The following is a 12,719-nucleotide window of genomic DNA, read 5'->3' as shown; positions in this document are numbered from 1 at the left end:
CCCTAACCAAATCAGCGACTCGGTGGCTTTATTACTAATTGCCCTATGATACCGGCAATCTTTAACGGTGTATTTCTAGCGGAGCATCTCCATCTGGGCACTGAATGCCAGTTGGGCTTGCCGCACCTGACGGATATCACTTTCTAAGGTGTTTAACCGTTGTACCCACTGCTGCTCAAGCGCTTCTAAAGCTTCTTGAGTAGCTGGGATATCAGTACTTCTTAGCGTTTCGAGAGCAGAGTTTACCTCAGTAAAGCGCTGATCGATCTCTTCTTGCCATGTTGTAACCTTTGTTGCCAATTCGCTGCTCTCATTTTCCAGTTGAGCAACCTCATCTAACCGGCTTGCAGTAGCAGACAAGCGTTGTGACAGCATTTCTTCGAGGTAAGTTACTTCTTCTGCTAAATTTTGCCGCCCAGACATGCCCGCTTGCTCAAGTGAATCAAGTGATGTGCGTATTGCGGCAAGCTGCTGGTCACGCAACGCTGCTTGTTCTTCCAACAAACTAATACGGTCAGCAATGCTGCTCAGGGCATCACCATTAATGAGCTCTTCGTTTGACGTCAAGAGCCCGTACAGCTCTTCACGTGTGCTTGTCACCGCAACGGCTAATTGCTCTTGCTCTTGGAACAGTGTTCTCATCTGTGCTTGTAAAAAGGCTATCGCATCTTGTGTATCCGTGTCACCTGAGTCGAGTCTTGCATGAAGATTAGACACTTCTCCACTAACGCGATGCACCTCTTCTAATAAGCGTTCTCTTTCATACCAAAGGCCCCCTGCTGCGGCGCCCAGCGAAATGATAATAAGCATCATCAATAACCACAATGGCCACAGTTTGGGCCCCCTGCGATGACGCAAGTGTTGTGCGGTCAAGCTTTGATCCACATCGGGAACAATGCGAGAAGATGCAGTACTGTTGGGCATGACTTTTCCTCAATACGTTGTGGGATCTGCTCGACGCCCGATTCCTCTATACCGTAAGCCACAGCTAGCCACGAAGGCTGGATCATAAATATTTCGTCCATCCAACACCAACTTAGCGCTCAATAAGGAGGCTAAACGATGCCAGTCAGGGTTCCAATAAGATTTCCATTCAGTCACCAACATTAGTGCGTCGGCTCCTTCACATGCCAGATAAGGGTCACTGGTAAACGTAGTTAGATCGTTTCGGTCACCGACAGCGTTGAGCAGCGCGGGGGTTGCCGCTGGATCATGAAGCTTCACCTTCACCCCTTGTGCCCATAAGGCGGCAAGGAGTGTCAGCACTGGCGCATGATCGATTCGGGTAGTTCCAGGTTTAAAGGCAGCCCCCCAAATAGCAATTGTTTTGCCGGCTAAATCGCCCTCGAAGAACGTCCATAGCTTCCTAAATAACGTCTCTTTTTTCTGTTCATTGATGTCCATTACTTGCTCTAGCAATGCCGAATTACGACCACTGGCTGACTGAACATCAGCTAAGCGCATTAGGTCGCGAGAGAAATTGGGGCCACCAAAGCCACAGCCAGGATATAAATATTCATAACCAATGCGAGTATCAGCCCCCATGCCTTGGCGTACATGTTCAACGTCAACTCCGAGCGTGTCTGCTAGTCCTGCAATCTCGTTCATGTAGCTGATACGTGTTGCCAACATGCCGTTAATAGCGAGCTTAGTCAGCTCAGCCGCTCTACAAGGCATACGCTGGAACACATCATTGCGGCGATTAAAGGCACGTAAAAGCTCGCGCGCCACCTGTTCACCTGTTGCATCATCGCAGCCTAATAGCCAGCGTGAAGGACGCGTAAATGAGAGCCAGGCCCGCCCTTCTTCCAAAGTGTCGGGTAAGGCAACGCTACTGTGCTGGGGCCCCATAAGCGCGTGCAACTGCTCTGTTTCGCCTACTGGAAATGTTGAATTATTAATTAATACAGCACCACTATGGCGCTCAAATATAGAGGCTTCAAGCAGTGCCTTGGCCGCCTGACGCTGATTGGGCGACAGAGCCAACCAAACTACATCAGGAGAGTGAGCCTGCTCTGGCGCTTCAATGATTCTCAGTGTTCCACTGGCTAACGCTTGTTCAATATGCGTCATTAACTCAGGCTCACTGCGCAACCAGTCCGCCTTTAAAAGCTGTGGCCATGGTGCGCTTTCGTGTAGTAGCCACTCAACTTGATGGCCTACCCAGGCTAACGCTGCGGCGGCGGTGGCGGCACTTAGTTCACTTCCGTGGAGTAATACTCGCATTCATCACGCTCCCTGAGAAAATAAAAGTCGCGAAAATAGAGGGTTAAGATTCATGTCGCGTTCCTTTTCATGCGTTCCTTTCCAGGAGTGGTTAGAATGACATAATACTGAACGACTGGTTGGTTGCCACCTTCATGCCAACTTACCGACAATGGGAGTTAAAACATGCAAGCGATACCTCAGGATAGCACTACTCATCGCAACCACGACAATGTCGACGCAGCGGAAGTTGCGAAATTTGAAGCACTTGCTAGTCGTTGGTGGGACGCAGAGGGGGAATTCAAGCCGCTGCACGCTATCAATCCCTTGCGGCTTGACTTTATTGACGCGCGTGCAGGCTTAGCCGGTAAAAAGGTGCTTGATGTCGGCTGTGGTGGTGGGATTTTAAGTGAATCGATGGCCCATCGAGGTGCTAATGTTACCGGCATTGATCTTGGAGAAGCGCCCCTTAACGTTGCCCGACTACATGCGGCAGAAAGCGGTGCATCGGTGGACTATCGGCTGATAAGTGTTGAAGCGTTAGCAGCAGAGCAGCCAGGGCATTATGACATCGTAACCTGCATGGAAATGCTTGAGCATGTGCCTGACCCTGCATCGGTCATTCGTGCTTGCAGTGAGCTGGTTCGCCCTGGGGGCTACGTTTTCTTCTCGACCCTAAATCGTACCCCTAAATCGTATGCTTTTGCGATTTTAGGTGCTGAGTATGTGCTTAAGCTATTGCCGCGCGGCACCCATGATTATGCAAAATTTATACGTCCTTCTGAGATGGCCGCATGGGCAAGAGCCTCAGACCTTGAGATTAATGAACAAACGGGACTGACCTATAATCCGTTGACTCGTCACTACCGCTTGGTCGCAAATGATGTATCGGTCAATTACATGATGTATTGCCGAAAAGCGAGCCAATAAATGTCAACATCAATACCTGAAGCCATACTGTTTGATCTAGATGGAACTCTTGTTGACACTGCCCCTGATCTTGCTGAAGCAACGAATGCATTGAGGCGGCATCATGGGCTGACACCACTGCCCTATGGGAAAATACGAGGTCAGGTTTCTAACGGAGGCAGTGCCTTAGTAACCTTGGCTATTGGTATCGAAAGTGGTTCAACTGAACATGATACGGCGCGACAGTATTTGTTAGATAATTATGAAAAAGCAGTTGCTGTTCACAGTCGGCTATTTGAACCCCTTGACCAATGGCTAGACCGCTGGCATTCAGCATCACGCTTGTGGGGAATCGTAACGAACAAACCAAGGCGCTATACCCTTCCGCTACTTGAGGCCCTGGCGCTCACGCCAGGAGCTCTTTTATGTGCAGATGATCTAGCGGTCAGAAAACCCGCTCCGGAACCTCTTTGGGAGGCTGCGCGCAGGCTTAACGTGGCGCCACAAGCGTGTTGGTACGTCGGTGATCATATCCGTGATATGGAGGCAGCAAAAGCGGCGGGAATGACGGCTGTTGCCGTTGGCTACGGGTATATCAGTGAGGAAGACGACTATCAGCAATGGCCAGCTGACTTATGGTTTGAAACCTGTAAAGACTTAGTCGATGCTCTGACTGCTTTTCATTCATAGCGTTAATTGAATGAAAACGCATAGAGCATCGACAAGCGGTGCGGAACGTCAGAAAGCTATGGGCAAGGTACGTTTATCCACGTGGTGGTTGAGCGTCAAATTTCTGGCCACTAACCCCCGTGCTGTCTGGCCCCATAAGCCATAAGTAAGTGGGCATGATTTCCTCAGGGGTACGCAGCGTCAACGGATCTTCGCCTGGATAAGCAGTTCGGCGCATTTGGGTACGTGTTGCCCCTGGGTTTAACGTATTGACCCGCACAGTAGACTGGTTTTCAAGTTCGTCAGCAAGCACTTCCACAAAACCTTCAGTGGCGAACTTTGAAACCGAATATGCCCCCCAGTAGGCTCGGCCTTTTCGCCCAACGCTTGATGAGGTGAAGACCACAGAAGCATCAGCTGACTGCTGAAGCAGTGGTAGCAACGCTTGGGTCATCCAAATAGGCCCATTGATATTGACCTGCATGACTTGTTCCCATAACGCTGGATTGTACTGCTCAAAAGGAGTAATTCTGCCTAGCAAGCCAGCGTTATGCAGCAATCCATCTAAACGGCCAAATTCTTTGTCCAGCGTTTCAGCCATATCGTGAAAATCTTTGAGTGTTGCACCCTCAAAGTTGAGCGGAAAAATTGCAGGCTGAGGCCCGCCTTCTGCTTCAATTTCGTCGTAGACACGCTCAAGCTTGGCTATCGTGCGGCCAAGCAGTATCACAGTTGCCCCATGGCGGGCGTAGGTAAGTGCAGCAGCACGTCCAATTCCATCACCCGCACCGGTTACCAACACGACGCGGTTTTCCAAAAGATTGGACGCTGGTTGATAGTCGATTTTGCAGCTCATGAGGTTTCCTTGATACAAAAGTGTAAACAGACGTTATCCTGCCGACTGACGTAAAAAGTCATTGGCAAGTCCTGCAGCGCTACTCTGCGGATAATCATCACGTACTTGTTCCAGCAGTTCACGACTGCGTTCAGCCTCGCCCTGCCGCGCTTTTACTAACCCTAGCTTATAAAGCGCATCGGGTACTTTACTGCTGCCGCTGTACTGCTCAATAACACGGCTAAATGATTCATCAGCAGCGCCAAGTTCACCTTCAGCAGCATAAAGTTCCCCCAGCCAGTAATGTCCGTTCGCGGTCAGACTGCTGTCGGGGTGATCAGTAACAAAGGCTTTAAATGCATTGATCGCATCTTCGAATTGACGTGCTTGAACGTGGGCAAACGCTGCTTGGTAGTCAGCCTGAGCGTCTTCGCTGACGTTCCGAGTAGAAGCTGCGTTGGCAACTTGCTCTGCCGCCTCGGGTTCCACTGCAGGAGTCGATTGTTCAATTTGGCTAGGGCCGCTATTCATCAAACGATCTTCAATATCCAGGTATTGCTGCTGTGATTGCCGGCGAAGCTGCTCTAACTGGTGTCGAAGTTCTTCAATTTGACCACGTAGTTGTTGAATCTCCTTCTGGTGTTCTTGTACCTGATTAAATAGTACTAAATTACCACCAGAAGCTTCATGGCGCTGAGCTTCCTGATAAAACCCGCCTGACCCCGATGATAAGTCATGCACTAATGGCTGCTGACCAAAGGCTGTTAAAGGCAATACGGACAGCGGGAGCACTATGGCTCCCGCACCGCACAGCCTCTCAAAATAACGTTTGAGACTGTGGATCATGATGACTCCGAACATTAAGGGTTGGCGCGCAGCGCGCGCCAATGCCATCAGTAATTAAAGACAACACGACGGTTCTGAGCGTAAGCGCTTTCGCTTTGACCGCTAGCCACCGGACGCTCTTCACCATAGCTCACAACGCTCATTTGAGACGGTGATACGCCTTGGATATTCAAGAAACGCTGTACAGCATTAGCACGACGCTCACCAAGAGCCATGTTGTATTCACGTGTGCCACGCTCATCGGTGTGTCCATGCAGGACAACACGCGAATTCGGGTTGGCGCGTAAATAGCGGGCATGTGCCATTACAACCGACTCATACTCACTCTTGATGGTATCGCGGTCAAAATCGAAATGAATGGTGCGCACTTCTGGAATGCGAGAATCGGCTTGTTGACCAGCGCCTGCGCCGGAACCAGATGTAGAACCATACTGGCCACCAGTGCCGGCACCTGAGGTGCTAGTTCCGGTACCGCTGCCATCCTGGCTTCCATAAGAGTCACCGTCCTGGGTTCCGCCGGTGCTGGAACAGCCAGCGATAACTACGATAGATAACGCTACTGCCAATGAGCGAGCCAACGGTTTAAGTTGCATAATCAGACTCCTTGCCTGAAAACAAAAAAATAAAACTTTTCGTCAATCAATTTAAAAAAGGTGACCACGCGGGATCGCGCACATCACCCTGCGCTGCGGGTAATCTAAATGACGAGCGGCCATCCGCTGAAACGGCACTTAACACCCCATTACTACCCTGTTGGGTAGCGAAGATTACCATGGTCCCGTTCGGCGCAACACTAGGGGATTCATCTCTTGTTGTTTCACTGATGACAACAAGGCGTCCTCCATCACGCTCCTGACGTGCAACTTGGTATCCACGGTTGGAGCGGTGAATTAAAAAGATATACTCCCCGTCAGGTGAATAGCGTGCGCGCGCATTGTAGTTACCGGTGAATGTGATGCGATTTGCTTCACCGCTACCTAGCGAATATTCATAAATTTGCGGCCCACCGCTACGGTCAGAGGTAAACAACAGACTACGTCCATCAGGTGCCCAAGCTGGCTCGGTATCAATGCTACTGTTTTGAGTTATGCGCTCTACTGAGCGATTATTGATATCTAGGATATAAATTTCTGGTTGTCCATCTTTGGACAGTGACATAGCGATTTTGCGCCCGTCAGGTGACCATGTAGGAGCACCATTGATACCGTCGAAAGAAGTTGCCTGTATCCGTTGCCCAGTTGAAACATCTTGAATATAGATAGCCGGACGCTCTGTTTCAAAGGATACGTATGCCAGTTTCCGACCATCGGGAGACCATGCAGGTGACATGATCGGTTGGTCGGAGGTAAGCACTTGTTGACTATTGCGACCATCCGCATCGGCCACATACAGACCAAATTGCATATTATCGCCTAATCCTTGAGCAGTTACATAAGCAATTTGAGTTGAGAAAGCACCCCGGATATCAGTAATTTCTTCAAAAATTTGATCGCTAATATAGTGAGCAGCACCACGTAAATCGTTCGTGCTTGCAGTGACCGTTTCGCCAATCATACGGCGCTGTCCACTGATATCCATTAACTCAAATTGAATCTGATAACCACTACCTGTCTGTTGCGCTCTACCTACCACTAAATATCGCACATCTAGAGAACGCCAAGTGCCAAACTCAACGTCATCCGCCTGGCTTGGCCTATCAAACATCGCACTGCGTTCTAAAGGCGCAAAAAAGCCGCTGCGTTCGAGATTGTCCTGGATGATTTGAGCCACGTCTTCAGGCATGTTATCGCCGCCTGCAAAGGGAACGATACCAATCGGTAAGGCTTGGTCGCTCCCACGTGTTATTTCGATAGTTAGGTTTGCATTTGCATAACTACTAACGAATAGCAGCACACAAAACAGCCACACTTTGCTTATGGTTTGCATCAGCGAACATCCCCCGGGGTAAATCGCAGATTAAATTGACGTAAGTTACGCTGCTGCTCTGCGGGCAAATCCCTCAGCTCGCTGAACGGAGCAGCGTGTTCAACAGCCTGCATTGCAGACCGATCAAAGGCACTATCACCACTGGATGAAGCGATAGTGGTTAAAAGTACCTCTCCTGATGGGCCAAGCCTTACTTGAATCGTAGCACTCATTGCGTCACTGGCACCTGCTGGAATTAACCATGCCTGCTCTACCGCTCGACGCACAATATTAATAAAACCATTCGCAGCTTGCTGCGCCTGCTGTGCGTTAGCAGCAGCCTGGGCTTCTCCCTCTAGCTGACGCTGCATGGCCGCCTCGGCTTCCCGTTGGCGCTGAGCTTCTGCCTCGGCTTCCCGCTGGCGCTGAGCTTCTGCCTCGGCTTCCCGCTGGCGCTGTGCTTCTGCTTCGGCTTCCCGCTGGCGCTGAGCTTCTGCCTCGGCTTCCCGCTGGCGCTGAGCTTCTGCCTCGGCTTCCCGCTGGCGCTGAGCTTCTGCCTCGGCTTCCCGCTGACGCTGTGCTTCTGCTTCGGCTTCCCGCTGGCGCTGAGCTTCTGCCTCGGCTTCCCGCTGGCGCTGGGCTTCTGCCTCGGCTTCCCGTTGGCGCTGAGCTTCTGCCTCGGCTTCCCGCTGGCGCTGGGCTTCTGCATCGGCTTCCCGCTGGCGCTGAGCTTCTGCCTCGGCTTCCCGCTGGCGCTGGGCTTCTGCCTCGGCTTCCCGTTGGCGCTGAGCTTCTGCCTCGGCTTCCCGCTGGCGCTGGGCTTCTGCCTCGGCTTCCCGCTGGCGCTGGGCTTCTGCCTCGGCTTCCCGTTGAGCCTCTTCTCTGGCTTGAGCTTCTAATTCCTGCTGTTCGGCTAGACGCTGTGCTTCTTCTTCTCGTCGCTGCGCCTCGGCTTCGGCCTGAGCTCGAGCCTCCTGCAGCTCGCGAGCTTGCTCTTCTGCTCGCGCTTGAGCTTCTTCTCTCGCAGCGGCTTCGTCTGCCTGCTGCTGCAATGCTTCTTGCTCACTTGCATCAGGCTCAGGTGCTGGCTCAGCCTCATCGGGGTCGGTTGAACTATTGAGAGCTGCTTGCTGATCCGTCGTTTGCTGTGCTTGATCAGTGAATGTTTCAGTACTGACGAACGTCGCTTGCACAATAGAGGATGAGTCTGGCTCTGCCGTAGAGCTTGGCAGACTAACCAAACTAAAAAGCACAACTAATAGATGCACCGCAACCGCCAGGACAGTAGGCCACGTATAGCCAACATCCTGTGGGTCGCGGGGTGGTTTGATTGCCATTTGCGCGCTACGTTTAACCATCTTGTGGCGGCTCAGATAACAGACCTACATTAGCGACACCCGAGCGTTGCAGTGTGCTCATCAATAAGACTATTTGTCCGTATGGAACGTTGCGATCGCCGCGAACCATGACAGGCGTCTCAGGTCTTCGCTGTAATATCGCTGTTACTCGCTCTGCCATTTGCTCAAGAGAGACAGCCGTTGAGTCTTCGCCAAGCGTGATGAAATAGCCTCCATCCTGATCGACAGAGATAATAATCGGATCGCTTTCGTCTTGGCTTTCGATAGGCTCTGATGTGACTTGAGGCAGGTCGACTTGCACCCCTTGAGTGAGCATTGGTGCGGTGATCATAAAGATCACCAGCAAGACCAGCATGACGTCAATAAAGGGGACTACGTTGATTTCAGCCATCGGCTTTTTATTGCCGCTGCGATTAAACGGGCCTTGCATAGCGTACTCCCTTAGCTAGCGCTGGACTTACTTTCACGACCTTGCAAATTACGGTGCAAGATAGCGTGAAATTCCTCGGCAAAGTCTTCGTACTTGCCCAACAAACGAGCGGCATCATTCGATAGACGGTTATAGAAAATTACCGCAGGAATAGCTGCAAACAGGCCCATGGCTGTTGCAATTAATGCTTCAGCAATCCAAGGTGCAACGGTTGCCAATGTAGCTTGCTGTGTCATAGAAAGGGACTGGAAAGACCCCATAATCCCCCAAACCGTTCCGAACAAGCCAATGTAAGGGCTCGCGGATGCTACCGTTGCGAGAAATACAAGATGCTGCGTTAGGCGATCTTCTTCCCGTGACCAGGCGACTCGCATACTCCGCTGCACTCCTTCTAAGATGGTGTCGGGGTTACGGGTTTTTGGCATTAAACGATTAAATTCGCGAAAGCCCGCCTGGAAAATATGCTCTGCTCCATAGCGTGGGTCGTCAGCAGGAATTTCTCGGTATAACTCGTTTAAATCGACACCCGACCAAAAGGATTCTTCAAATTGGTTGTATTCCTGTTTTGCCCTGCGCAGGGCAATGCTACGTTGGAAAATAACCACCCATGAGAGGATTGACCCCACCACCAGCAGTAACATCACCAGCTGAACAACCGTGCTGGCACTCATTATCAAGTGGGGGATGGACATGGTGTTATCGTTCACAGTTACCCTCATCAAGCTATTAATGTCGGAATTTCCGAACAGTGGTGGTATATAAAGGTCATGAAGTACGCACGCTACATCGCGCTATCTACTCCATAGGTTTACACATGTCATAGGTTTATGCGTGTTTCGATGTACTAATCAACCAAGCGCTTGCAATGTTTTTGGCCATGCTTTTGGCCGCATCTTATGCGCGCATAAGCAGGCTATCTCGACTGTAGCAGAGCATAAGAGTTCCTCATCTCGCTGCACTTGCTGCAAAAAAGTCATCCGGCATCGACCAACATTCTCAATATTTGTACTGACAATAAGTGCGTCATCCAAGCGTGCCGGCTTGCTGTAGTGACAGGCCAAGCGATATACCACTAGCTGGGTGCCATCGTCTAGCAAAGATTGCTGATTAAGACCTAGCGTACGTAACCATTCGCTGCGAGCGCGCTCCATAAACTTCAAGTAGTTAACGTAGTAGACAATTCCACCGGCGTCAGTATCTTCCATATATACGCGCACCGGCATCGTGAACCCATTGCTCATGGGCGCCGCTCTCCTTCTGGATCAATAGCATGTTCGTGAGGCGTTTTATTGAAGTGTAGCCACGCTTGCCGCGTCACTACGCGCCCCCTTGGCGTGCGCATCATCAGCCCCTGCTGTATTAAGTAAGGTTCGATGACATCTTCAATGGTACCGCGTTCTTCACTAATAGCGGCTGAGATTGAGTCAATCCCAACAGGTCCGCCATCAAACTTATCAATCATTGCCAGCAAGAGCCGCCGGTCCATATGATCCAGCCCATGGTGATCGACATTCAGCATATTAAGCGCCGCATCAGCGAGAGTAACATCAACAACGCCATTGCCCTTTATTTCTGCATAGTCACGTACGCGACGCAGCAGCCTATTGGCAATACGCGGGGTGCCTCTGGAACGCTTGGCAACTTCCACTGCGCCTTCATGGCTCGTTTCAACACCTAGCAAGCGGGCTGAGCGAGTTACAATTTCCGTCAGCTCTTCAAGGTTGTAAAACTCTAGGCGCTGCACAATGCCAAAGCGATCACGTAATGGAGAGGTTAGTAAGCCTGCGCGCGTTGTCGCACCTACTAAGGTAAAGCGAGGCAAATCTAGTTTGATTGAGCGGGCTGCGGGCCCTTCACCGATCATAATATCCAGTTGGAAATCTTCCATTGCCGGATAAAGCACCTCTTCTACCACGGGTGACAGCCGGTGAATTTCATCAATAAACAGCACATCACCTGGCTCAAGGTTCGTCAGCATGGCGGCTAAATCACCTGCACGCTCAAGCACTGGGCCAGAAGTTGACTTCAGCCCTACCCCCATCTCGGTAGCAATAATATTCGCAAGCGTTGTTTTACCCAGCCCAGGGGGCCCAAATACCAAGGTATGATCTAGGCTTTCCTGCCGTAGCTTTGCGGCCCCCATGAAAATTTCAAGCTGCTCGCGTACCCGCGGTTGCCCAATATAGTCCTTTAAGTGTTTGGGACGAATAGCATGATCAATACGCCCTTCCCCTTGTTCGGGCTCAGCCGCAATTAATCGGTCATGTTCTAACATAAAGTGCGCACTATCAGTCGTTCCATGAAATAACCCACGTTGTTACCCAGTCATGCGTTTTGTCAGCGCGGCTTTAATAATCGCCTCGGTTGACTGCTTGGGATTAATGTCAGCCAGCATTTTTGAGGCTTCAGTAAGCTTATAGCCCAAGCTCACCAGGGCAGCTTCCGCATCTGCTAACGAGTCACGGGGAGCAGGTTCACCATTCGCCGCTTCTAACGCGAGGGGCGCATCCGCCGCGTTCTCCCATTCAGGGAAACGATCACGCATTTCAATAATTAACCGCTCGGCGGTTTTTTTACCAACGCCCGGAAGCTTCGTCAGTGCTTTGCTATCGTCGTCACGGACGCAGCGCATAAAGGCGGCTTCGTCCATTCCAGAAAGGATAGCTAGTGCTAGCTTTGGCCCTACGCCGTTGACTTTGATTAGGGCACGAAACAGTGCGCGCTCTTGTTCACGGCCAAAGCCGTAAAGCAAATGGGCATCATCACGAATTGTAAGATGCGTATACATGGATACGCTCTCTCCTACGGCTGGAAGTGCCACTAGGGTATTCATAGAGGCTTCAAGCTCGTAACCGACACCATGCACATCAACCACAATCCAAGGGGGGTGCTTTTCTAACAAAAAACCATTAATACGACCGATCATAGGTATGCTCGCAATAATAAAAAGCAGTCATTTACTATAAAGACACTCTGTACAAATGACCAGTAAGCAACTAAAGCCGCCACCGCCCTGTGCTGCGCCGACGACTGCCCTTAGAGGGTGCAACAAGTAAGCCATGTCCTGCATACGCATGGGTAAGCGCGATAGCTAGCGCATCCGCGGCGTCCGCCTGTGGCGTTGAGGAGAGCTGCAGAATAGCGGTGACCATATGTTGCACCTGGCTTTTCTCCGCCCCGCCTTGGCCAGTAACGGCTTGTTTGATCTGCCGTGCTGCGTATTCTGCAATGTTCAGACCGTGATTCGCGATGCAGACGAGAGCCGTGCCCCGTGCTTGGCCAAGCTTCAATGCTGAATCGGGATTTTTAGCCATAAAGACTCGCTCAACGGCGACGGCATTGGGCCGATGCAGCCCCACTACATCGCTTAAACCTGCATAAATTTGCGCCAAACGCTGCTCTAAAGGGCCATCGGTCGTTCTAATGCAGCCACTGGCGACATAATGAGGCTTAACACCTATTAAATCGATGACACCATAGCCCGTGATACGCGAACCAGGGTCGATACCCAAAATCCTAATCGCGGGAGCGGGCTGTTTTTCATCCATGGCAGCTGTCCTAT

Annotated in this window: 15 protein-coding genes; 2 read left to right on the top strand and 13 right to left on the bottom strand. The window is 51.1% G+C overall.

Translation table 11 applies throughout. The features are described 5' to 3' along the window. Positions 1-75: 75 nt before the first annotated feature. Together JFC11_RS13030 and JFC11_RS13025 are read right to left on the bottom strand one after the other, a co-directional pair. Complete coding sequence (locus JFC11_RS13030; RefSeq protein ID WP_198349712.1) at positions 76-924, bottom strand: coiled-coil domain-containing protein; 849 nt, start codon at positions 922-924, stop codon at positions 76-78. Positions 925-933: 9 nt separating this feature from the next. Further along, complete coding sequence (locus JFC11_RS13025; protein WP_198349711.1) at positions 934-2,226, bottom strand: nucleotide sugar dehydrogenase; 1,293 nt, start codon at positions 2,224-2,226, stop codon at positions 934-936. Positions 2,227-2,391: 165 nt separating this feature from the next. On the opposite strand from JFC11_RS13025, the gene ubiG reads away from it, so the two are divergent. Both ubiG and JFC11_RS13015 read left to right on the top strand, forming a co-directional pair. Next, complete coding sequence (ubiG, locus tag JFC11_RS13020) at positions 2,392-3,135, top strand: bifunctional 2-polyprenyl-6-hydroxyphenol methylase/3-demethylubiquinol 3-O-methyltransferase UbiG (RefSeq protein ID WP_198349710.1); 744 nt, start codon at positions 2,392-2,394, stop codon at positions 3,133-3,135. After that, the gene (locus tag JFC11_RS13015) at positions 3,136-3,804 is read left to right on the top strand and encodes an HAD-IA family hydrolase (RefSeq protein ID WP_198349709.1); all 669 of its coding nucleotides are present in this window, start codon (positions 3,136-3,138) and stop codon (positions 3,802-3,804) included. Positions 3,805-3,877: 73 nt separating this feature from the next. On the opposite strand, the gene JFC11_RS13010 is transcribed toward JFC11_RS13015, so the two are convergent. The 11 genes from JFC11_RS13010 to ruvC form a co-directional block, all read right to left on the bottom strand. Further along, on the bottom strand, positions 3,878-4,639 hold the full coding sequence (locus tag JFC11_RS13010; RefSeq protein ID WP_198349708.1) for a YciK family oxidoreductase: 762 nt from the start codon (positions 4,637-4,639) through the stop codon (positions 3,878-3,880). 33 nt (positions 4,640-4,672) lie between these two features. Further along, positions 4,673-5,464 carry a tol-pal system protein YbgF gene (gene ybgF / locus JFC11_RS13005; RefSeq protein ID WP_038484308.1) on the bottom strand — a complete coding sequence of 264 codons (792 nt, stop codon included), beginning with the start codon at positions 5,462-5,464 and terminating at the stop codon, positions 4,673-4,675. Positions 5,465-5,511: 47 nt separating this feature from the next. Next, the gene (pal, locus tag JFC11_RS13000; protein ID WP_038484311.1) at positions 5,512-6,057 is read right to left on the bottom strand and encodes a peptidoglycan-associated lipoprotein Pal; all 546 of its coding nucleotides are present in this window, start codon (positions 6,055-6,057) and stop codon (positions 5,512-5,514) included. Positions 6,058-6,103: 46 nt separating this feature from the next. After that, positions 6,104-7,390: a Tol-Pal system beta propeller repeat protein TolB gene (gene tolB / locus JFC11_RS12995; RefSeq protein ID WP_038484314.1), complete on the bottom strand. Its 1,287-nt coding sequence runs from the start codon at positions 7,388-7,390 to the stop codon at positions 6,104-6,106. Next, positions 7,390-8,706, bottom strand: a complete 1,317-nt coding sequence (tolA, locus tag JFC11_RS12990) for a cell envelope integrity protein TolA (protein ID WP_232482903.1) — start codon at positions 8,704-8,706, stop codon at positions 7,390-7,392. Before tolA ends, tolB begins: the two co-directional genes overlap by 1 nt. A 13-nt stretch (positions 8,707-8,719) precedes the next feature. Then, positions 8,720-9,157 carry a protein TolR gene (gene tolR / locus JFC11_RS12985; RefSeq protein WP_120386936.1) on the bottom strand — a complete coding sequence of 146 codons (438 nt, stop codon included), beginning with the start codon at positions 9,155-9,157 and terminating at the stop codon, positions 8,720-8,722. Between the two features lie 11 nt (positions 9,158-9,168). Further along, complete coding sequence (gene tolQ / locus JFC11_RS12980) at positions 9,169-9,849, bottom strand: protein TolQ (RefSeq protein ID WP_226912576.1); 681 nt, start codon at positions 9,847-9,849, stop codon at positions 9,169-9,171. 156 nt (positions 9,850-10,005) lie between these two features. Then, a complete protein-coding gene (gene ybgC, locus JFC11_RS12975; protein ID WP_038484323.1) occupies positions 10,006-10,398 on the bottom strand; it encodes a tol-pal system-associated acyl-CoA thioesterase in 393 nt (130 codons plus the stop codon). Beyond that, positions 10,395-11,432: a Holliday junction branch migration DNA helicase RuvB gene (gene ruvB / locus JFC11_RS12970; protein ID WP_038484326.1), complete on the bottom strand. Its 1,038-nt coding sequence runs from the start codon at positions 11,430-11,432 to the stop codon at positions 10,395-10,397. Before ruvB ends, ybgC begins: the two co-directional genes overlap by 4 nt. Before the next feature lie 42 nt (positions 11,433-11,474). Beyond that, positions 11,475-12,083, bottom strand: coding sequence for a Holliday junction branch migration protein RuvA (gene ruvA / locus JFC11_RS12965; RefSeq protein ID WP_089038396.1), 609 nt, complete (start codon positions 12,081-12,083; stop codon positions 11,475-11,477). 70 nt (positions 12,084-12,153) lie between these two features. Beyond that, positions 12,154-12,705 carry a crossover junction endodeoxyribonuclease RuvC gene (ruvC, locus tag JFC11_RS12960; RefSeq protein ID WP_198349706.1) on the bottom strand — a complete coding sequence of 184 codons (552 nt, stop codon included), beginning with the start codon at positions 12,703-12,705 and terminating at the stop codon, positions 12,154-12,156. Positions 12,706-12,719: the final 14 nt, after the last annotated feature.

Origin of the sequence: Vreelandella alkaliphila (genome assembly GCF_016107625.1) — a bacterium.
In the GTDB taxonomy this organism is placed as follows: domain Bacteria; phylum Pseudomonadota; class Gammaproteobacteria; order Pseudomonadales; family Halomonadaceae; genus Vreelandella; species Vreelandella alkaliphila.
Note: the sequence above shows the minus strand (reverse complement) of the source record. Positions and strands in the feature narration are given on the sequence as shown.

What these genes read in the sequence shown, in the direction of transcription:
- JFC11_RS13030 (WP_198349712.1), bottom strand. Translation starts at nt 924, where the DNA reads ATGCCCAACAGTACTGCATCTTCTCGCATTGTTCCCGATGTGGATCAA.
- JFC11_RS13025 (WP_198349711.1), bottom strand. Translation starts at nt 2,226, where the DNA reads ATGCGAGTATTACTCCACGGAAGTGAACTAAGTGCCGCCACCGCCGCC.
- ubiG (WP_198349710.1), top strand. Translation starts at nt 2,392, where the DNA reads ATGCAAGCGATACCTCAGGATAGCACTACTCATCGCAACCACGACAAT.
- JFC11_RS13015 (WP_198349709.1), top strand. Translation starts at nt 3,136, where the DNA reads ATGTCAACATCAATACCTGAAGCCATACTGTTTGATCTAGATGGAACT.
- JFC11_RS13010 (WP_198349708.1), bottom strand. Translation starts at nt 4,639, where the DNA reads ATGAGCTGCAAAATCGACTATCAACCAGCGTCCAATCTTTTGGAAAAC.
- ybgF (WP_038484308.1), bottom strand. Translation starts at nt 5,464, where the DNA reads ATGATCCACAGTCTCAAACGTTATTTTGAGAGGCTGTGCGGTGCGGGA.
- pal (WP_038484311.1), bottom strand. Translation starts at nt 6,057, where the DNA reads ATGCAACTTAAACCGTTGGCTCGCTCATTGGCAGTAGCGTTATCTATC.
- tolB (WP_038484314.1), bottom strand. Translation starts at nt 7,390, where the DNA reads ATGCAAACCATAAGCAAAGTGTGGCTGTTTTGTGTGCTGCTATTCGTT.
- tolA (WP_232482903.1), bottom strand. Translation starts at nt 8,706, where the DNA reads ATGGCAATCAAACCACCCCGCGACCCACAGGATGTTGGCTATACGTGG.
- tolR (WP_120386936.1), bottom strand. Translation starts at nt 9,157, where the DNA reads ATGCAAGGCCCGTTTAATCGCAGCGGCAATAAAAAGCCGATGGCTGAA.
- tolQ (WP_226912576.1), bottom strand. Translation starts at nt 9,849, where the DNA reads ATGTCCATCCCCCACTTGATAATGAGTGCCAGCACGGTTGTTCAGCTG.
- ybgC (WP_038484323.1), bottom strand. Translation starts at nt 10,398, where the DNA reads ATGAGCAATGGGTTCACGATGCCGGTGCGCGTATATATGGAAGATACT.
- ruvB (WP_038484326.1), bottom strand. Translation starts at nt 11,432, where the DNA reads ATGTTAGAACATGACCGATTAATTGCGGCTGAGCCCGAACAAGGGGAA.
- ruvA (WP_089038396.1), bottom strand. Translation starts at nt 12,083, where the DNA reads ATGATCGGTCGTATTAATGGTTTTTTGTTAGAAAAGCACCCCCCTTGG.
- ruvC (WP_198349706.1), bottom strand. Translation starts at nt 12,705, where the DNA reads ATGGATGAAAAACAGCCCGCTCCCGCGATTAGGATTTTGGGTATCGAC.